Genomic DNA, 21,369 nt, shown 5'->3' with positions numbered 1-21,369 from the left:
ACATATCAGTAGCCTTACGCTATCTTTTGTTGAGTGTTAGCTACATTTTACACCGCTAACTAACAATAATGCATAAAGACCACTAAAAGTGAGACAAACAACAGTAAAGATTAACCTAAATGCTCTGTCTAATTAGATGGACATCAACTTTAATATCTAGAAAGTTGAGGACACAAAATGCATCTACGTACAGCTTGAAGACAAGTTACACATGATTACAGCTATAGAGTATAGCAAAGAAAAATCTTAAATGTGAAAAATCCCCAAGGTAATGCATGTGTGTATCTAGGTTCTAAACAGACATTGTCATACACATCATAACAATACGCTGCGGTTATGTATGCTAATGACAAAGAATTAATCTATATCGTGCAAAAAATCACACACTTTGCTTTTGCACAGCAAGAATGCAAAATCGCACTAAGTTAATACCTAAAACTGCAGTTAATCCACCGCCATAAACGGCAATTAGCAAGCACTAGCTCTCAAACTAGCTGTACATATGCTCATATCAACGCAAAGCCATCATTGCACTAGATAAAAGGGCATAATTGCCAACTTGCTTAGGCAACAAGATGATATGAAACTAAGTACTAATGCAAGCTGCATTAGCTTTATGCTAAAGCTGTTCTAATGCTGTGCCTTTCATGGCTGCATCTTATCTGACAGCTCTATCACTAGAGCCAGAGCCTTTGCTACATGCTATTGTCAGCTTGGTAGTGCTTTAGTGTTTGTTTAAGCATGTTTCCATGCAATTTTGAATGTGCAATATCTAAGCCATCAGCTAAACATAATGCTTTGACACTAGAGGCACTGAATAAACTATGAGCCCCCTAACATCGCATAGATACTTATAATTAGAGCTCTTCTCACTTGGCATACAGAGCATTTTAGTTCTCAATTTAGCCGTGCATAAACATTCATTATTCTTGATGTTGTATTACAACTTTGTCTAGATATAGAGTCTCATAAGAGTCTTTTAGGCTGGCTGTTTCAGCAATTGCCCGCTACTTATTGCAGCTCTTTGCAGCTGCATTTTGCCAAATACCCCACTCCACCGCCGCTCAGAACTGACTATGCATAGTGCTGCCTTAAGGGACCTCAACTAAGCGTCATGCATTTGCAGTGCTAGCCCCCAAATAGACAAAAGGCGCAGTACCCATCATTAGATACTGCGCCTTTAAGGCCTTGCTGTCTCAGAGCATGCATGGCCTAAACATTATTTTGGACTGGCATTAAGCCTTGTCAGCGGCCTTTGGCTCGGCTGCGGCAGGCTCTGCAGCGGCTGGATCGGCAGCCTTTGGCTCTGCTACTGGCTCGGCTCTCTCGGTTGCGGTACTCTTAGCCTCGTCGTTAGTTGAGGTATTTGCGCTTTGAGCAGCTGCCTTTTCCATGCTGAGGTTGTTTATGGCATCTAAACGTGCTGCAGCCTTGGCAAGAGCATTACGTGCTAACTCCTCGGCTACGGAATCGCCATCATCTTCTGCTTCGGCTGAGGTCTTGGTTCTATTTGCGTAGATACGGGCTGCATCCATGGCAATTTCTTCAGATCGCTCACCCCAGTGACGCATGGAGATGTCGTAATTACGTTGCAGAATAACCTTAGGATGCTTAACTGCAATGATGGTACGGTTGGACTTATCGTAAGTGAAGTATGACCATGCCCAATCAACTAAGGTTGCAATCTTGTTACGTACACCGAGGATGGACATGAGGTGAACCCACATCCAAATCATCCAAGCAATAAAGCCAGTGAGCTTTAAGCCGAAGATGTCAGCAACAGCCTTATTACGGCCGATGGTTGCCATTGAGCCTAAGTCTTTGTAAACAAAAGGCTGCTTCTCTTCATTACGCAGCTCGCGAACAAAGTTGGCAGCTAAGGTACGGCCTTGCTGAATAGCAGCCTGAGCCATCTGAGGGTGACCGTTTGGATACTCCTCAGTACGCATTAAAGCGATATCGCCTAAAGCGAAGATATTGTCGTAACCTTGTACCTTGCTAAACTCGTCAACAATTAAACGATTGCCTGGACCATAGTTTTCCTCAGCAATACCCTTAATACGACGGCCAGTAACACCACATACCCAAATAATGGACTGTGACTTAAAGGAACGACCATCACGCAGCTTAACTTCGTGATCTTGGTAATCGGTTACCTTAGCATTGAGCTGAACATCAACACCCATGCTAGTTAAGTACTTTAATGAGGTGGCAGATGCCTTCTCACTCATGGCAGGCAAAAGACGCTTACCGCCTTGAATTAAGTGAATCTTAAATAATGAGGTGTCCAGATCTGGATAGTCACGTGGCAGTACGTGCTGACGCATTTCAGCTAAAGCACCGGCAACTTCTACACCGGTTGGACCGCCGCCTACGATGATGACGTTTAACAGCTCAGCACGCTCTTGCTCTGAGGCGCAAGTATTGGCACGCTCGAATGTGTTTAACAGTGCGTTTCTTAAACCTAAAGACTCGGCAATGGTCTTCATTGGCATAGATTCTTCTTGAATCTTAGTGTTGCCAAAGTAGTTAGTGGTAGTACCAGTAGCAATAACTAAATAGTCGTAGTCAAGCTTGCCAATAGAGGTCTGGATATAACGCTCTTCAGGGAAAACTTCACGCAGTTCACACATGCGGTAGTAAACATTCTTGCTTCCAGCAAACATCTTACGGAAAGGGAAGGCAATAGAGCTTACCTGAAGACCAGAAGTAGCAATCTGATAAATGAGCGGAGGGAACTGATGGAAGTTATTCTGATCGATCAGAACCACCTGATAGTCTGGGTACTTGGCCAGGCTGGTACATAACTTAAGACCACCAAAACCACCGCCAACTACGACAATGCGTCGTTTCTCAGCATCAGGGATGTTAAAGCTCATCTTTTTCCTCTTTTGCAAATGCTACTCAAGCCTACTTAACTAAAGTTAAACCGTGAAACTAAACCATGCGTCTATTGATGATTTAGCTTAAAGGCCTATGTGACCTTTAAGATCAATTGGTCTTACTTGCATGTAGTGCTTGTAATCTGACAGATCCAAATTTCAATACGCACTAGTGTACTCAACTAAAGATAGGCTTAACACAGCAATAGCAAATATCTATCAAGTACTAGCGTACAAATAATCTTTTTAACCACTACGTGGCTCAAACCCCATGTACCGATGAGTGTGCAGCAACCGACAAGCTTAGAAGCAATCAAGAAAATATAACTAAGAACTTGTACACAGCAAATACAAAAAAGATGGCAGGGTATTACTTAGGCCATACAGTGTTATGGTTGCATGCAGCTTGGTATTAGGCAATGCATCATACATAAGGCAAAGGCCGCTCATTTGCCGACAAAAGCTATGCTTTAGCTCTTTAGCTTGAGGCATTTAGCAGCACTTAATTAGCAATCTTGCATGGCTAAGGATCACGCATTATCTTTAATTAAAGATGGCAATTCCTTAACCGCCTTATTGAAGCGCTGAATTATACGCCCATCATAGTGTTTGCAAAACAATAAACTTTCATGAAAGCTGCTTTAATCCTTAAGATCAATAGCTTTACATGCATGATCACAAGCAAACTAATTTTGCACTCCTTGTATGACAAGCTTAAGTAAGAGCCACTATTCTGTAAAAAAAGCCTCAAAAAAATAAGGCTAAAGGTATCGCTACCATTAGCCTCATCTCATGATCTTTACTTAGCAAAAAATACTTTGCTCAAGTCTGCTTGAGCCACGATATGCACTTTTGCCCCCGTTGCTACTGCATGACTTAGAACATGCTTTTATTGCGGTACATAAGTGAGCATAAGCTAAAGCTTAACTACTTAGCAGCAAGCTGACTTTCATTTGGCTCGCTGACATACAGCTCAATGGAAGCATTGGCGATATCCTCGCCGATCATACGCATGAGCTTGCTTAAACCATCAAGCTTAGTCAGATTTTGTCTTTCTTTTGCGATAGCTTCCTGCAGCGCAAAACGAGCCTCAATGATTGGAGCACCACGAGGTATTTGTGGCTCGGTTACCACATCAAGTGCAATGGCATGACCAAGCTCGCTCTCAAAGCGTTTACGGGCATCATCCCAGAAGTTGTGGGCAATATATCCCCAGTCTGACTTCTCATCTAAAACTAAGAACCAATGATTCTCATCATTTGGATCAATACGTCTTTCAGCGCCAGTTAAGATGGAGAAGTATGGGCCACCCTCAGGATAGACCTTCTTTAAGAAGGCATACCAAGGATCCTTTGACTCTAAAGTCTCTAAGAAATCATCTTCGACCATGAGTCTCTTGCCTGGCATCTTAAAGGCAGGTGCCTTAGTAGGAACTGCAGGCAGATTACTGCCTACCACCTCAGTTTGAGTAAGTGCAGCACCATATGAGTCTAAAGCAGCTTCGGCTGCATCAAACATTGGCCCCATATCCATGGATGCGCCACCACCATCTACACCAAAGGTAGCATCATCAAAGTAATCATCATCTGAGCCCATGTTGCTAGCAGCAGCAACTGCAGCCATGTTAATGGAGGCACTAGACTCATAGAAGTCATCATCAGCGGCAATATAATCAGGACGCTGACCAAAGTCGTAATTGTCCTGATGCCCCTGATTGAAATTGCCATTACCTTGCTGTGAACCACTGCCATAGCCTTGGCCCTGCCCCTGTACCTGACCTTGGCCCTGACCTTGTCCCATCTGTCCCTGGCTTTGGTTATAGTTTTGACCATTACCAAAGTTTTGACCATTACCATGCCCCATCTGACCTTGCATTGGAGGCATGCCTTTTGGGCCACTTACAAACTGATTGCCTTGAGGTGCATGACCATTGCCAAAGTTTTGTCCATTGCCTGGAGCCATCTGACCTTGCATCTGGCCAGGCACCTGGGTAGACATCTGACCTTGCATCTGGCTGTTCATTTGGCCAGGCATTTGGGCAGGAGCCTGGTTTGGCATTTGGGCAGGAGCCTCGCTTGGCATTGGCGGCTGCTGCACTGGGGCTACGTTAGTTTGCTGGGCAGGAGCATGGCTTTGCTCTTGGTTTGGAGCTTGTCCTTGAGGTGCGGATGGTTCAACTTTCTTTGGTAAGGTGCTCTCAAGTGCACTATTAGAGCGAGCTAATAAGCGCAAGAGATCAATGTGTGGCTTGGTGTAGTCTTGACCCTGAGCCTTGAGTGCTTCGATACGCTCTGAGCAAGCCTTAGCCATGTCGTGATCAAATTGCATGAGGTTTCTTTCATCGGCCTCACACGCACTTAAGTACTGCTCTACAGTGCCATTTTCTTGAGCAAAGTCGTGCTTTTCGCCGAAGAAAGGATTGATCTCACCATTAAAGATTCGTGCTTTACGGCCACTATGGGCTTTATCACTATCTAAAAGGAAGTTGCTATCACTTAATTGCATGAGAGCAGTCTTTGGCGGACGATTGAGCTTAATATCCGTACCATTAACATTGATAACTGTTACGGAGGCAAGATTGTCCCATGGGGATGGTTGATTACCGCCGCTAAGTTCAATTTCTCTTTCGACCTTATCGCCAAAAGAGTTAAGCAGATCTAAAGCTGACGCTGCTTGCTTTTGCTCTAATGCCTTTCGCTCATCCTCGCTACGGGCTGACTTGATAGCTGCAGTAGCTTTTTCAAAGTCAGAAGCCGCTGCCTGCATCTTCTTTTGGCTGTCTTGAGCCTTGGCATCATTGCTAAGATCGTTGGTAGTTAAAGCTGTAGCATTGACATTGAGAGTGCCAGCATGACCTTGATCTGAGGCAATAACAGCACCGCCTTCAACAGCGCCTTCAGCCTCATTAGCTAAAGACATGGCCATCTTGTCTAAAGATGCAATGCTGCCATTATTTGCTGATGCAGCAGCACTAGCTGTGCTTACATTGCTAAGGCCTAGGCCATTATCAACAGCATTTGCAGTATTTGATAAAACAGCACCGCCTAAAGCTTTATCTCCCACGGCTTTGCTATTGCCATGGGTATCAGTACTAGTAACAGCGCCAGATAAGTTGTTAGTGAAGATATGAGCATGCTCATTTACTACAGGGCCATTATCCTGCTTTGACAGATCTGCAGCCTGAGGTAGCGCATCAGAGCCTTTTAGCTTTCTAAAGCGCTTCATCTCCTCTTCAGTTAAGTCCCAAGGTGGCAGATCTTCATCATTGATGAGACTATCTGTGGCTGCACCACCTCTAAGTGCAGTGCCATCTTGAGCTGCATTAGCTGCACTATCATCAGCTGTGAGTGCCCCGCTGAGCAATGCGCCAACATTGGCATCTTGCTTATCATTTAAAGTCAGATCATCACTAGCTTTTTTACTATCTTCCTTGCCAGAAAGGATCTGAGCAGCTGGTGTGAGATCACCATGGTTTGGAATAAAGTCAGTGCCCATGATGTCATCGATGCTTAGATCATCACCATGGCCCTCAACCTCAGCAAGAGATGAGACCATAGCTGCTAAAGAGTTATTAGCCTGCTTAGATAAGGCAACACCCTCAGTACCTGCTGCTAAAGATAAACTTGCTTGAGCTGAAGCATCATTTACCTTTTTAACTTCATCGCCACCATCGTTTGAAGCGCCATCAAGCACTGCCGTGCTATCGGCACTTGCCTGCACAGCCACATCTGTTGCTTGCTCTGCACTTTGCGCTGCTGCGTTAGTAGATGCCTGATCAGCAGCGTTAGCGTTAGTAGATACTTGCTCAGCACTTTGAGCTGTATTTGGATCAGATGCGCTAGCAGCGCCCTGCTCTGCTGCTTGGGATTCTACAGACGGTAATCTATCAAGAGGACTTGGAGTGTGGCCCTGATTAGTTGTAGTGCTTGCGTTTGCGTTTGCAGCATCGCTTTGATTTTGAGCAGACGCGTTAGCACTATCAGCCACATTAGATGAGCCCATGGTGGCAAATGGCGATGCGGCTGCAGCTGCCACATTTGTATCTGTAGCACTGCTAGTAGCTGCAGGGGTACCGTTTGCATCGGCAGGATTAGCTGCTGCGTTGGTGGATGCGGCATTAGCATCAGTTGAGCTCAGCTGTGGTGGAGCTGGAGGAGCTTCAAAGCTACCGCCTGGAGCAATCGAGCTATCGTTGTTGCTAAGCGAGATCGATGATACTAATTGAGCGCCTAAATGACGTGGATCATTTACATCATAGCCATGCGCATCTTGCTGGATAAAAGCAAAGTCCTCAACTGCATCATCAGTATTTGGCGCAGTGCTTTGCTCAGTTGAGGCAGATGCTGTAGATGACTCTGTACCTTGAGGTAGTGAGAGCTTATCCATGAGCATTTGCATGATGGATGGGCTTGGCTTTGCGCTGTCATTAAGCTTGAGTGCATCATCATTAGCTGCAGCAGAATCAACAGGCACACCACTAGCCTTACTTTGCTGGAAGCTTTGAATACCAGCAATGACATTATTTAAAGCATTGAGCTCATACTTGGTGTCGTGTTGATTACCTTTATGGCTATCTGCAGAAATCTCTGCCTCTTTAGCAACTAAGAATCTTAAGTAATCTCGAACGCGTGGGACTAAGGAGGTGAACAAGGCGCGATCAGATCGAATTGCTGACCACTCAGACTCAGGATCAAAGGTCGGAATCTGACTAGCAAGCTGCTCAGATAAGAGACTAGATCTGCCTTGCTTGCGGATCTCGTCCATGGTGTTATCAGAGCTTGAGAATGCATAGCGCTCATCAGTGGACACCTTCTTGCGTCCATCAAAGGTACCAAGCTGAGTATGACCATCGGCCATGCCGTTAGATGCAACAGCAGATGCACTAGCTGCGCTGCTTTGTACGGCTTGGCTTGCATCCATACCACTAGAGGCTTGTGCAGATTGAGTTAAGTTTGATGCGCTGTCAGCTCCATTTAAAGCAGCTTGATTTTGCTGTTTAGTACTTTGCTCTAGAGCAAGAGCGGCTCTTTGACCTGAAGTTGGCAGAGTAAAGCCTTCACGCATACCGCCATCTGGTCCTTTGCCCTCAAAGGTATTCTCTTTTGGATAGGCAAAATCAGTGTTTGGAGTATGGCTATTGTCCTGTGAGGCAGTGTTTAGGCTAGCAGGCAAAGATGCACGCATGGAAGCAAGCTTCTGCTGCTCTTGTAAGGTACGCTGCTGTACCTTTAACAGATGCTCTTTGGCCTCAGAAACTTGCTTTTTAGATGCAGAAAGCTTCTGGGCTAAAGCCATAATCTCAGCTAACTGAGCATCGTTAAGACCTAACTCTGAGCACAGTGAGTTAACACAATTTTGTACCGCACTATCACCAAACTCTACAGCCTCAAGTAAGCGCTTGATATCGCCATCGCCAAGGCCACGTAATAAAGGCACAAATGGTACTGGCGCTGCAGATGCCGAAGCTTGTGCAGTGCCACTAGTGGCTACATTGGATGCAGCCTCAGCTTTGATGGCTGCAGCTTGATTTTTAAGCTGATTGAGCGCACCGCTAATATCAGTCTTCTTGGTGCGTGAGTAGAGATTTGCAAGCTCAGATAAAGGATCAGATAAGGCAGGATCTGAGTTTTGAATAGACGCAACTGCACTAGCGCCACCTGCTGATGAGGTAGTTGAGGCGCTTGTTGTGTTGAAGCCTTCTGGATAAATCTTGGCAACAAGCAAAGAGAGCTTGTCAGTCTTTACGCTGTTTGACTCGCCTCTAAAGAGTTTTTTTTTTCAGGTGTAAAGGCAAGCAGGCGTAATAAGGTCATCTCAAATGCAGAACGACCATCGGCTGCATACTGATACTCTTGTACACCCTCAAGTACGATTTGATAGTACAGCTGAATCTGCTCAGGACGCATGCGGGAGGCGTAAGTACGCAGCATTGAGGTACCAAAAGAGAATACCTCAAGCTTAGTGTCGCCAATGAGCTGGAATAAAGCTAAATCGTGGAAAGCGATCACCAGCTCATCAAGCAGGCTCTTGTAGTTTGGAGCCTTGGAGCGAATGCTTTCGAGCAGAGTAGCAAATGCAGTTGGAGTTTGAGCGTTTGGATCAGACTTTACTGATAAGAGCTCAAAGATTTCCTGAATTAAAGCATCACCGACAGTGCCTAACATGGACTGTACGGACTGGCTAGTTAATGAACCATTACCAAGAGCAATGGCTTGATCGCATAAAGATAAAGCATCACGCATCGAGCCACGGGCTGCACGAGCCAGGGCAGTTAAAGCCTCTGCTTCATATGTAATGCTCTCTTTAGTACAGATCTTAGTGAGCTGTCCAATAATCTCATCTGTGTTCAAAGAACGCAGACGGAACTGCAGACAACGTGAGAGTACTGTTGTTGGGATCTTATGCGGATCAGTGGTAGCTAAGATGAATTTGACGTATGCAGGAGGCTCTTCAAGAGTCTTTAACAGTGCGTTAAAGCTTGAAGTGGTGAGCATGTGCACTTCGTCGATGATGTAGATCTTATAGCGACCATTGATAGGAGGGTAATGAGTATTTTCAAGGAGCTGACGGGTGTCATCTACCTTAGTCTGAGAGGCAGCATCGATTTCGATTACATCAGGGAAGTTGCCCTCAGTAATGCCTTCACACGCGTCGCATTTACCACATGGATGAGAGCCTACACCCTCACGGCATTGCAAAGCCTTAGCAAAGATACGCGCAATGGTGGTCTTACCGATACCGCGAGTACCAGTAAGTAAATAGGCATGGTGAGTGCGTCCAGCATCGATAGAATGAGAGACAGCTTTTAGAACGTGCTCCTGACCGACCACATCCTCAAACACCTGAGGACGATACTTACGGGCTAAAGCAAGATACTCACCGCCAAGGTCGATAGCCATAATGATTCCTTAAACTGTCTTATCAAAGACGCAATCAATGATGAAAACGGGCCATACGGCCCATCTTTGCACACTAGCGATCTAGTTGCCTTTCAAAAAAGAAAAGCCCCTTTCGCTTAGCGATGTGTCGATAATTCATGGACAAGCTTAAAAAGCTAAGAGTTAACAGCTTATCCAACTTGATGCTCTAGCCTAGTGACCTGGGAAGTCCATCAGGCTTACGCAATCAACACCGCATTCTTGTTTGATCTTATCATAGCCACCTAAATCGACCAAATTGATAACGAATGCAGCCTTAACTACTTCAGCACCACACTTTTGAGCTAATTTGCAAGTGGCAATCATAGTACCGCCTGTAGCTAACAGATCGTCGATGCATAAAACACGGTCGCCCTTGTTTACAGAGTTAGTGTGGATATGCAGCTCATCGGTACCATACTCAAGAGCATACTCTTCTTTAATAGTCTCGCGAGGTAACTTGCCCTTCTTGCGTACCATAACAAAACCAGCGCCTAAACGCTCAGCTAAAGGTGCACCGAAGACAAAGCCACGAGCCTCAGAGGAGAGCACTTTGTCAATCTTCTGATCTTTGAAGATTTCATAGAACATGTCAGTGACCATTTTGAAGGCCTTACCGTTCTCACATAAGGTGGTAATGTCACGGAATAAGATACCCTTAATTGGGTAGTCCTGAATGCTAGTAATAGTAGACTTTAAAAACTCGACCTTGTTGTCGTAATCTGCAATAGTCTCAGACAAGTTCATGAAATTCACCAAAATCAATAATACCAATCAGATCTCTTGTAACCACAATGCATGCTAAAAAAGCACAACTATCAACTCAAGGCCAAGGCTCATGCAAAGCATGGCTAGCCCTTAAAAAGACAAAGGCTCATGCAAAACAGGCTAGACCTTAAAAAGGCAAAAGCTTTGCAAAGCCATATCCTCAAGAACATCAAAACAGTGCTTTATCCATAGCAGTACTTGTAGTTAGAGCAAGAAAGCAGCGGCGCATATTATACCCTTTACTTACGCTTTCTTTACGACCATAGATCACATCGCTGCAAAATCCGATATAAATCAGTAACTCATGCTTTGCAAACTAACATAATCTTTTTGTACTGAGCATATATATAATGTAGAAGGCCTTGGTGATGGGCTACTATGAGTTTGTTAACTACCTTCTTATGCTCAAGACGTAAAAAAGCCCCGCATAAGCGAGGCTTTATAATAATGCTTCTTTGAGTTTAGGATGGTTGCGCTCATTGAAGCCTTTAGCGCATAAGAAAACGTCGTGCTTACAGTCTTACCTTGGCCTCAAGGTTAGCTCTGAAATCACCTGCAGTATCTGCCTGAGTCTTAATGCCAATATTGATCTTCTTTAAGATCTCAACATCAGCGCCTAAAGATGCAGTGAAGAAGCCGCCATCGCGAGCTGAGTAGAGCTCACCGATATCAGAGTAAGTACGGTCTACAGAGAAGGTGTGATACTCTTCTTTCCAATCATCACTATCTGCAAGATCGAATGCGTACTTAACATCTGAGTTGAAAGATAAGTTTGCAAAATCGCTCAGCGCAATTGGCTTGCTATCCCAAGCTGCCTTCACATACAGCTCATGAGACTGCATGGAGTTACTCTTAAAGGTTGCGTTGTTAGCACCCTGCTGACCAAACTCGTCAGTACCCTCACCGCCCTTCTCACGGAAACCGTCGTGCTTGAAGAAGGTATTAACCATACCGCCAGCAAGCTCTAAAGAGCCGAACTCATCTAATGACAGCTCTTTGTATAACTCGTTGGTCAGAGAAATTGATGAGCTATCAAACTCTGCTGTTTTACCTAAGCCCTCGGCACGATTACGCTCAACCTTGTTATCAGACAGGATGAAGTTTACACCAGAGCGCCAACCAAAGAGATCGGCCTTAAAGTCAATGCTATAGCCACCAACAATACTATTGACGTCATTTTCTGAGCCATTAGCATAGTCAATTGAAGAGTTCATGTAGCCAAACATCAGATTGCCAGTGCCATTATCGAACAGAGAATGCTCAAAACCAGCTAGGAAAGCAAAATCGTATGAGTCGTATTCGCTAACTGAGTTGTTATCCTCGTTAAGTCCCTTGCGATTGCTAGCAAAGAAGCCACCCTTGAATGGGCCTGAGCTGCCTACGATCTCTGCGCCTGCTGTGTCATTGCCAAAGCTACCGGACATGTAGTTACTTTCAGATGCAAATTTGCTCTGCATGTAGTTAAGAGTATTGGCACGATCACGGATCTGGGTGTTTAATGAGGCATAGTCACGATGCTTCCAATCTACAGCCTTCAAAGCGATCTCATAGCCAGTTACAGCTTCGTATAAGACGTAAATATTGTTATCGTCTGCAGTAATTGACGAGTAGCCTAATCCGCTGCCATTAGCAATTTGTAACTTGACACCAGTATTAGAAGCTAAAACAGGATTTTCACGACCATCAACGACGTATGATACAAGGTATACATCTTCATTTAAGCTGTAGCTGCTTGACTCGCACTGTGAGACATTTTCAGGAATGAAGCTTTCATCAACCTGAGTCCACTTACGAGTAGTCTCATCGTACGAGAATGCTACTCGCTTCTTCTTATTCTTATCAGGGTTTAAACCACTTTCATCTTTAACGGCAATATGAATCTTACCTTTGTGGTAGAAAACATTGCTCTCAGATGTATTGATGGTCTTGTCAGTACCATCTAACTTCTTATCTACACTGTCGATAAGCATGGCTGAGGCAGTCCAAGTATCACCACCATCCTCTGAAACCATGAAGCCTGAAGTTGAAATGGTTGTATTATTGCCAGTATCTTTTTCATGAGCCCACGCCTGAATAGGTACGTAGATCTTGCCCTTGTAGGTCATGCCACCGCCAGGGCCTTGGAAAACAATAGAGAACTTTTTATTGGCAGAGTTTGCGTTCACCTGTTTGAGCAAACTGTCGTGAATATCTTTAGATTCCCAAGTCTTACCGCCATCTTTTGAGCGGTACATAATAAAAGATGTGTGCTGAGCATTAGTAATTTCATTATCCACCATGTTGTTTTTATCGCTAGCGATATTGCCAGTAAACAGATGGACATTATTACGTAGTGCAAACATTAACGCAGTGCCAGTTTTCTCATCGTAGACGAGTGCTGGGTCGCTAGAAAGAGACATATAGTCGCTCTCGCCCGCATTTGGATCGGCATTGTGAATCTGAATATCAGACCAAGTTAAACCACCATCAAATGAGATTTTTGTAACAACCTTGGTCTTATAAAGTCCTGGGTCGTCTTTGCTGCCTGCAACGATATCAGCCCAACCTTGATATCTAGCATCGGATGCAGCAATCAGGACGCCACCACCTGCAGCAATGGCTGGAATACGGAAGCCGTTCTTATTTGTCAGCTCTTTCTCTTTAAAAATTGTGACGCCTTTCCCATTATATAAATCTTGGGGATTGAAAACGTCAAAAGAGTGTGCTAGGGGGGGTCAGGCAAAATGCGGCTGCGAAAGTAGCAATGTATGACTTCTTCATAGGTTCCTACTTATGTGTCAAACGGAAAAAAACATTAGGGATAGGATGGAAAAATTTTTCACATTTCGTAAAAATCGTAACATATTTTTTTATTCGCATCATATGAATGAACTACTGACACCACAATGTTATTTAAGCATTGAGATGTAGATCACTTTAGTTAGTTTTTATACTTGTTAATTGACAACAAAAGTCATCACACATAATTACGTACAGTTTATATACCTAATATGATAAATCTTGCGATATCTGATTAATCGTAAAATTGCTTAAATATTAGGTTTGCCCAAAAAGATTCTTGTTATGGGGCGGTAAGTTTGGCACAATCGGACAATCACTTATTAACAGTGATGGGATTTATAGCTTGATGCGACAGAGACTAGCTTTTTGTCTACTTATGGCTATGAAGTTTCGTGTACCGGGCACACATCAATAGCCACCAACTTAAGACCAAGCACATCACCTTGTAGATTGACTCTAAGAGCAATTAAGCGTGACTCATGTGTAAAACAGTGTGAGTGCTGTTGTTTAGCTGATGCTGGCATTTTTTTATGAGACCGTGTCTTGTCTTGGCTTAATTCTGGTTGACTGATAATTTGAGTGTGCGACTGACTACGGATGTTTGCTGATGAACGCCTATAACGTTAACTGGTGGGGAAATGGCTACTTTGATGTAAATGACAAAGGCCATATCGAGGTTTGCCCTGATCCTGATATTCCTGAGGCACGTGTTGATTTAGCTGAATTAGTAGCTTCACGTGAAAAGAGCGGTCAAAGACTCCCTGCTCTCTTTTGCTTCCCACAAATTTTGCCACACCGCGTACGTTCGATTAACAAAGCTTTTAAGAACGCTCGTGAGAACTATGGCTACCAAGGTGACTACTTCTTAGTTTTCCCAATTAAGGTCAATCAGCATCGTCGCGTTATTGAGTCTTTAACTCAAAGCGGTGAGCCATTAGGTCTTGAGGCAGGTTCTAAAGCTGAGCTCATGGTAGTACTTGCTCATGCAGGACGTACCCGCTCTGTCATCGTATGTAATGGCTATAAAGACCGTGAGTACATCCGTATGGCACTCAATGGTGAAAAGATGGGCCATAAGGTCTATATCGTCATTGAAAAGCTCTCTGAGCTGCAGTTAGCTCTTGAGGAGGCAGAGCGTCTTAAAGTATCACCTCGTTTAGGTGTACGTGCTCGCCTAGCCTCTCAAGGCTCAGGCAAGTGGCAAGCCTCAGGTGGCGAAAAGTCAAAGTTTGGTCTTTCAGCTACTCAGGTACTCGACTTGGTAGAGCAGCTTAAGGCCCAAGACAAGCTCGATTCACTACAGCTCATTCACTTCCACTTAGGCTCACAGATGTCTAACATCCGTGACATTGCCAACGGTGTACGTGAGTCTGCACGTTTTTACGTTGAGTTAGCTAAGCTTGGTGCCAAGATTCAGTGCTTTGACGTGGGTGGTGGCTTAGGCGTTGATTATGAAGGTACTCGTTCACAATCCGACGGCTCAGTTAACTATGGCCTCGGTGAGTACGCCAATAACATCATTTGGGCCATTGGCGATGCCTGTAAAGAGAATAATCTGCCTCATCCAACTGTTATTACTGAGTCAGGTCGTGCGATTACTGCCTACCACACTGTTTTAGTCTCTAACGTCATTGGTGTTGAGCGTGTTGCTGACATTCGTCACGTTCACGAGCCTGCTCCTGACGCTCCTCGTCCACTCAAGTCCATGTGGAATACTTGGACTTTAATGCATGAGCCTGAGCAGCATCGTTCCTTACGTGAGTGGCTACATGACAGTCAGCTTGATCTTGGCGATGTCCACCACGGCTTTATCACTGGTGATTACACTCTGCAAGATCGTGCCTATGCCGAGCAGATGTATTTAAGCATTTGCTATGAGCTCAAAAAGATGCTCGATCCGCTCAATAAGTCTCATCGCATCCTCATTGATGAGCTTGAAGAGCGTATGGCAGATAAGCTCTACGTAAACTTCTCATTATTCCAATCTCTGCCTGATGCTTGGGGTATTGATCAGCTCTTCCCTGTCATGCCACTTGAGTTCTTAAATGAACCAATGACCAGAAGAGCCGTATTGCTTGATATCACCTGTGACTCAGATGGTGCTATCGATCACTACATGGACGGTGATGACGTGGCTACTACCATGCCATTCCCTGAGTATGATAGTGATAACCCTCCATATATCGGCTTCTTCATGGTGGGCGCTTACCAAGAGATTTTAGGCAATATGCACAACCTCTTTGGCGACACCGAAGCTGTAGACGTATATGTTTATGAGGACGGCAAGGTAAGACTGCGTCTTAGCGATGAGGGCGATACTGTTGCAGATATGCTGCAGTATGTTCAGCTTGACCCATCAAAGCTTTTAAATGAGTTTACTCGTGAAGTACGCGATAGCGGCTTAGAAGAGCACTTACAACGTCAGCTGATTGATGACTTTAAAACTGGCCTGTACGGTTATACATACTTAGAAGAGGATCAGATCTAATGAGCGCCTGTGTTGTTAACAACCCAAATAAGCTGTGCGGCTTTCAGACCTTAAACCAAGTTGAAGACACTTCTTTAGTGGCTAATGCTTTTGGCTTTTTACGCACTCCTTTAGTGTTCAATCCTTACGATATGCCTGCTGATGTAGCAATCACTGGCGTACCTTTTGATATTGCCACTTCAGGCCGTTCTGGTTCCCGTTTTGGACCTCAAGCTATCCGCAATATCTCCACTCAGCTTGATTGGGAACACTGCCGTTACCCATGGGACTTCTGCTTAAAAGACAAGCTTAAGATCATGGACTGTGGTGACCTCGTTTATTCCTTTGGTGATGCTAAGTCTATGGCTGCAGCTTTAGAGGCTCACACCTTAAAGCTCTTAGAGTCAGGCAAGACCTGCCTTACCTTTGGTGGTGACCACTTCATCACCCTGCCACTGTTACGCGCTCACTACAAGCATTTCTGCAAGAACGGTGAGAAGCTGAGCCTGCTGCACTTTGATGCACACTCAGACACTTACTCAAATGGCTCTGATGCTGACCATGGCACCATGTTCTACCATGCTCCAATGGAAGGCCTCATTGATCCAAACCGCTCTGTACAGCTTGGCATTCGTACTGAGTACGACAAGTCCTTAGGCTTTAACGTAATCCATGGCGCTATGGCCAATGACTTAAGCGTTGATGAGATCGTCGCTTCAATTGAAAAGACTGTTGGTGACAACAAAGTCTACCTCACCTTCGATATTGACTGCTTAGATCCAGCATATGCTCCAGGTACCGGCACTCCAGTTTGCGGCGGTCTTTCTACCGATAAGATCTTAAAGATCATTCGTAAGCTCACCAAGCTCAATATCGTTGGCTATGACGTAGTTGAGGTTGCTCCTGTTTACGACCATGCTGAAATCACTGCTTTAGCTGCAGCTACCTTAGCAACCGACATGCTTTACCTGCATGCATCCAAGCGCTAGTACTAGCAACGCAAGCTAACACTAGCCTTTGAAAAGCCGTTCTCTAAACATTAGAGGGCGGCTTTGTTGTTTTTAGCCTAGCCATTTTGTACACTTGCATGCGCTTTTTAGGCTAAAGGATAACTACCTTAGAGCCTATCAAGCACTAAGCGCCAACAAGTCATTACAACAGCCTGAGCAAGGAGTTAGCTCAGTGCAGTAACTTGCCTAAAAGCAAGTTAGTTTGGCAAGTTATAGCGCCTCAATTGAGTAAGCATTGCACACTGAACAGAGATCAAAATAGATGAAGCACCATATTCCATGCATTCAGCCAAAAGCTGTTATCTTTGACCTTGATGGTACCCTCTTAGATACTGCTCCAGACATCATCGCCGCTTGCAATGCCACTTTAGAGCACTACGGTTTTGACCATATCGACGAAGAGTTAGCACGCTCTAAGATCACCGCTGGTATGCGTGAGTTGTTACGCCTTGCCATCCCACAAGACAAGCAAGATCAGAACATGATTGAAGGTGAAATGCGTGATTACTTTGCCAAGTACTACACCGATAACATCAATGTGTTCACCAAGCCATTTGAGGGCATGGAGCAGCTGTTAACAGATCTTGAAAAGGCCGGCATTAAAGTGGCCATTGTGACCAACAAGTACTTTGATATGGCACAAAAGGTTCTTTCAAAGTACAGCTTCTACCAAAACTTATCTCTAATCTTAGGCTGCGATAGCGTAAGCAACTACAAACCTCATCCAGAGCCAATTTTACATACCTTAGAGCATCTGAATATTGGCCCATACGATGCTGTTTATGTAGGCGATCACTTAAACGACATCATGGCCGCAAACCGTGCCAAAGTGCACTCTGCAGTAGCCATGTGGGGCTATGGTCCTAAAGAGTGTGGTAATCCAAACGAATGGCACGCCCACTTCATCCTCAACAGCGTAGATGAGCTCCGTCAGCTCTGCCTTAAGGACTAGAAGTAGTCATCATCCATAGCATTACTGCTAAATGGCCGTCTAAGTAGCCATCTACAGTAATCAAACAAATCTCTTCATGCGGTAGCCTTGAGCGTGATATACCGCATCTTTAGCCTCGTCAGCTTAAGAAGCGATGAGGCTCTATTTCCGCCTTAATTACTTTGTTAGTGCTGTCTTTTGCACGAGATGATTAGCACTATTAAGTAGCAAATAAGCACGACTTTGCATCATTATCTTTACATATTTGGCAAATTTGCCAATAACTAGACTAAATATTTTGCCAATGAGACACATATTTAGTCTCTAATAGTCTATAGTGCTATGCAACTGCATATTATTGCGACAATAAGACTTACTCAAGTAAGCCAATCTAGCGATCGTCATTTTGTTCCTTAGCCTCAAAAGGCTTATGGGCAAAACACGTGCTTGCTAAGTTAAATCTTGTCTATTTTATGCCGCAATGTTCTGCTTTTAGTTTTCCAGATAACACTGTCAAAAAGCCACATTTAGAGCTTAGGTTTAGAAAAGCAACTATAAGTTAGTGCTCATCAAGCATCGTTTAAACGCTCTATCAGCACACATCATTTCTTATGGCTGTGCCATTAGTACATGGAAGAAAACTGATATCAACAGTCAAACTGACTTGACATCAAGATTGAAAGTGCTAGCTTAAGGCGATTTATTAGCCTTCTTTTGCTCAAAGTGAGTGCTATATCTCACATTTTTTCTTGAACTTTGCGTATTGTTGCTTGTCCTTTGGTCTGATGCTCCTAAGTAGTGTAGGCAGCCTCATTGTGTTAGTACCGTGTCCTGTAGCTCGTTCAGGGTTAATTTATGAGAAGTTATAGTATGCGTAGTAAAGCATTTTCACCTGCTGCTCAAAAGCTAGCAGGCATCTCATGCGCATCATTAGTGGCAGTTTCCACTCTATCCTTGCCTAGTGCATACTCTGCTCAGGTCTACAACAAAGATGGTGTTAGCTTTGATATCTTTGGTTCTATTCAAGCAGCCTATGTTGATAGCGACACGTACAAAGACATTGCTCATCAAGAAAACGATAGCAATAGCATCTACGCCTCAGGTGAATTAGGCATCTCTGGACGCTCAAACATTACTCACGGTCTCGATGGCATTATGATGGCAATGTGGGAAGCTACCTCCAATGCAGATGGTTCTTCTCCAGGCGATCTTGCCTATACTCGCTACATGTATGCAGGCCTTGATGCATATCAGTACGGCACATTGCTTTTAGGTAAAGCTGATAATGCTTACTACTCAGTTGCTGGCGTTACTGATATTTTCAACGTGATGGAGGGTCATGCCTCAGATTACTATCTGCTTGGTGATCAAAAGCCTGCCTCAATCATGTACTCACTTCGTGCTTTAAGCTGGGACTTAAAGCTCTCCTACATGATGACTACCCATGAGCTTGGTGATACCCCACTGCGTGCTCAACATGGTATGGCTGCATCTTTATCCACTAAGTTTGGAAAAAACGTTACTTTTGCCTACGGTATCGACTACTACCATTTTGATTTTGGTGGCGATCCAACTAACTCTGAAAAGTTTTTTGCCCATATGCTTAGCGCTGATAGCAGAACTTATGAGGATGCTCTTAAAAAGTCACAAGCACAGCATGTAGGCTCTAAAACAGAATACGGCGCATCTTTATCTTACGGTGTTTTAGGCAGCGGTCTTTACGCAGCCTTATACGCTGGCGCTACTAAATACGCTTATATGAATCACCATATCTACACTGTAGATACTGCACTCAACTATGCTTTTGAGAACGGTCTGAGCCTCTCTTTAGGCTACGGCCTTAAGCACTATGACGGTATTGATATCGTCTCTGAATTGGGTGTTGGTGTGGCTTACAAATTTACACCTGCATTTACTGTCTTTGCAGAAGGTCAGTTTGATCTAGACGGTGAAGCAATCAAGTTCTACGGCCTCGATATGACTAAGAATCTTGGCTTAAATGAGAACAAATTTGCGTTCGGTGCTGAAATTTATTTCTGATTGAGCTAATATTTGCATTGTATTAGGTCATTCTTTACTTCAAGAGAATTTAATCATGTCCAAATTAGGTGCTTTACTGAAGGCTAGTGCTATTGCAGGCGCTTTAGCGCTCACTACTAATGCGATGGCAGCTTCATTCACTGTCCCTGTCAACTACTCTATCAAGCTTGTTGACGGTCAGGACTCTGATTACGACTACAACCGCTTCAACAGAACCCTTAACTTATCTGAAGGCCGTCACCAGATCGTTTTACTGTTTGAAGGCAACTTCGGTAATGCACGAAGCGCTCGTATGTTCCAGGCAGCTAATCCTATCGTGGTAGAGATTCCTAATATGCCTGCTGATGCAGAGTACTCATTCACTTACGACTACCCTCGTGATGAGAATGAGGCAGACGTATACACCAGATCTCAGAAGATTAACCTGATTGACTCTAAGAGCAAGGCACCTTTAAACGCAGAGCAGGCCTCTTACTACATCCTGACCTCCACTTCTGGTTTTGCTATCTTACGTGACTATCGTGAGGACTTAGCTTCTATCAATCGTTTATACGCTCCATCTAATGTATTAGATCAGATGCGTAGCAATTCTCCTCGCGTAGGCGTTACTAACAATGGTGTGCAGACCGTTCAGGCTCGTGCTGGTAACTTTAACCAGGCTCCTGCTGCTACTGCCATGACTGCAAGTGCTGCAGTTGCTGCTCCTGCCGCTGTTTCTAACCAGGCTCCAACTGTACAGGCTGGCGATGCAAACATGGCTACCTACAATCAGTTAGTCAACCTCTACAATCAGGCTGACGACGCTACCAAGCTCAAGTTCTTCAAGTACATCATGTCCAACTAAGACATAATTACCAAGACAAGCTATATACTGATATCAAGTATCTGCAAGATCGCAGTGTCACCCCATTGATATCCAACAAGCCCGCTTCGCGGGCTTTGTTGTTTCTAACGCCCTCAAATCTCAAGATCACCGCCGCTAATAGCCACCCACCTCACTTTAAAACTCAACGTCAAAAGCGCTTTTCCAAGAGTCCTAAACCAGCAGGATCACCAAAATTATGGCTGTTATGTTATATAAATCCACCAATTGACAAACAAGCTATCAAGCCAAATTTAAAAGATCACAACATCCTTTCCCTGTGCCGCAATACAAACATCATATATAAGCCATTTTATAAAAAGATAAATCCACGACTTATAAACGCTCCACAATTGTCATATTTAACGATAATAATTTCCGTTAACTAAGGTAGTACATAGGCTCAACGCCTACAAAAGATTATTTGCCGTCTATGGATCAAAAGCTTTTTAGGATCTCACTTTGACGACAAACATCAGGAGATAAGATCATGGCAGTATATGTAAACACCAATTACAGCGCCCTCCAAGGACAAAGATACCTTTCTAACGTCAATAATAGTCTGACTACTACATACCAAAGATTATCAAGTGGTATTAAACTAGTCAACTAATCTTTGCATATTAAATCATCGGCCTTTAAATATGCCGTTGATTGACTGCCAGTTTTTTAACTTTAATAATTTATACCTCTTTTTTCACTACAGTTGAT

11 protein-coding genes are annotated in these 21,369 nt (G+C 44.1%); 6 read left to right on the top strand and 5 right to left on the bottom strand.

The annotated features are described in order from the left end of the window. Nucleotides 1-1,235: 1,235 nt before the first annotated feature. The 5 genes from RDO37_RS02955 to RDO37_RS02935 all read right to left on the bottom strand — a co-directional run bounded on the left by RDO37_RS02955 (nucleotide 1,236) and on the right by RDO37_RS02935 (nucleotide 12,966). Entirely contained in the window at nucleotides 1,236-2,879 is a 1,644-nt protein-coding gene (locus tag RDO37_RS02955) for an NAD(P)/FAD-dependent oxidoreductase (RefSeq protein WP_308498044.1), read from the bottom strand. A gap of 930 nt (nucleotides 2,880-3,809) precedes the next feature. Then, complete coding sequence (locus RDO37_RS02950; RefSeq protein WP_308498043.1) at nucleotides 3,810-8,606, bottom strand: hypothetical protein; 4,797 nt, start codon at nucleotides 8,604-8,606, stop codon at nucleotides 3,810-3,812. A gap of 17 nt (nucleotides 8,607-8,623) precedes the next feature. Beyond that, complete coding sequence (gene dnaX, locus RDO37_RS02945) at nucleotides 8,624-9,781, bottom strand: DNA polymerase III subunit gamma/tau (RefSeq protein ID WP_308498042.1); 1,158 nt, start codon at nucleotides 9,779-9,781, stop codon at nucleotides 8,624-8,626. 192 nt (nucleotides 9,782-9,973) lie between these two features. After that, on the bottom strand, nucleotides 9,974-10,546 hold the full coding sequence (gene apt / locus RDO37_RS02940) for an adenine phosphoribosyltransferase (protein WP_044122468.1): 573 nt from the start codon (nucleotides 10,544-10,546) through the stop codon (nucleotides 9,974-9,976). Between the two features lie 533 nt (nucleotides 10,547-11,079). After that, entirely contained in the window at nucleotides 11,080-12,966 is a 1,887-nt protein-coding gene (locus RDO37_RS02935; RefSeq protein ID WP_308498041.1) for an autotransporter domain-containing protein, read from the bottom strand. Nucleotides 12,967-13,955: 989 nt separating this feature from the next. Between RDO37_RS02935 and speA the strand changes: the two genes are divergently transcribed. From speA to RDO37_RS02905, 6 genes are all read left to right on the top strand, one after another. Then, nucleotides 13,956-15,836, top strand: a complete 1,881-nt coding sequence (gene speA, locus RDO37_RS02930) for a biosynthetic arginine decarboxylase (protein ID WP_044122470.1) — start codon at nucleotides 13,956-13,958, stop codon at nucleotides 15,834-15,836. Continuing rightward, a complete protein-coding gene (speB, locus tag RDO37_RS02925; protein ID WP_273320346.1) occupies nucleotides 15,836-16,804 on the top strand; it encodes an agmatinase in 969 nt (322 codons plus the stop codon). The genes speA and speB overlap by 1 nt, the downstream gene beginning before the upstream one ends. A 283-nt stretch (nucleotides 16,805-17,087) precedes the next feature. Continuing rightward, entirely contained in the window at nucleotides 17,088-17,777 is a 690-nt protein-coding gene (locus tag RDO37_RS02920; RefSeq protein WP_027940430.1) for an HAD family hydrolase, read from the top strand. An 834-nt stretch (nucleotides 17,778-18,611) separates the two neighbouring features. Continuing rightward, nucleotides 18,612-19,796 (top strand): porin, encoded by a 1,185-nt coding sequence (locus RDO37_RS02915; RefSeq protein ID WP_308498040.1) that lies wholly within the window; start codon nucleotides 18,612-18,614, stop codon nucleotides 19,794-19,796. A gap of 55 nt (nucleotides 19,797-19,851) precedes the next feature. Then, entirely contained in the window at nucleotides 19,852-20,640 is a 789-nt protein-coding gene (locus tag RDO37_RS02910; RefSeq protein ID WP_308498039.1) for a DUF2057 family protein, read from the top strand. 508 nt (nucleotides 20,641-21,148) lie between these two features. Next, the gene (locus RDO37_RS02905; RefSeq protein ID WP_308498038.1) at nucleotides 21,149-21,271 is read left to right on the top strand and encodes a hypothetical protein; all 123 of its coding nucleotides are present in this window, start codon (nucleotides 21,149-21,151) and stop codon (nucleotides 21,269-21,271) included. Nucleotides 21,272-21,369: the final 98 nt, after the last annotated feature.

The organism is uncultured Anaerobiospirillum sp. (genome assembly GCF_902485895.1).
Lineage (GTDB): Bacteria > Pseudomonadota > Gammaproteobacteria > Enterobacterales > Succinivibrionaceae > Anaerobiospirillum > Anaerobiospirillum succiniciproducens.
The sequence above is the reverse complement of the archived record's forward strand: the minus strand, read 5'-3'. Positions and strand labels throughout refer to the sequence as shown.

Coding starts and splice junctions, on each gene's coding strand:
- RDO37_RS02955 (WP_308498044.1), bottom strand. CDS start 2,879: ATGAGCTTTAACATCCCTGATGCTGAGAAACGACGCATTGTCGTAGTT.
- dnaX (WP_308498042.1), bottom strand. CDS start 9,781: ATGGCTATCGACCTTGGCGGTGAGTATCTTGCTTTAGCCCGTAAGTAT.
- apt (WP_044122468.1), bottom strand. CDS start 10,546: ATGAACTTGTCTGAGACTATTGCAGATTACGACAACAAGGTCGAGTTT.
- RDO37_RS02935 (WP_308498041.1), bottom strand. CDS start 12,966: ATGTCTCTTTCTAGCGACCCAGCACTCGTCTACGATGAGAAAACTGGC.
- speA (WP_044122470.1), top strand. CDS start 13,956: ATGAACGCCTATAACGTTAACTGGTGGGGAAATGGCTACTTTGATGTA.
- speB (WP_273320346.1), top strand. CDS start 15,836: ATGAGCGCCTGTGTTGTTAACAACCCAAATAAGCTGTGCGGCTTTCAG.
- RDO37_RS02920 (WP_027940430.1), top strand. CDS start 17,088: ATGAAGCACCATATTCCATGCATTCAGCCAAAAGCTGTTATCTTTGAC.
- RDO37_RS02915 (WP_308498040.1), top strand. CDS start 18,612: ATGAGAAGTTATAGTATGCGTAGTAAAGCATTTTCACCTGCTGCTCAA.
- RDO37_RS02910 (WP_308498039.1), top strand. CDS start 19,852: ATGTCCAAATTAGGTGCTTTACTGAAGGCTAGTGCTATTGCAGGCGCT.
- RDO37_RS02905 (WP_308498038.1), top strand. CDS start 21,149: ATGGCAGTATATGTAAACACCAATTACAGCGCCCTCCAAGGACAAAGA.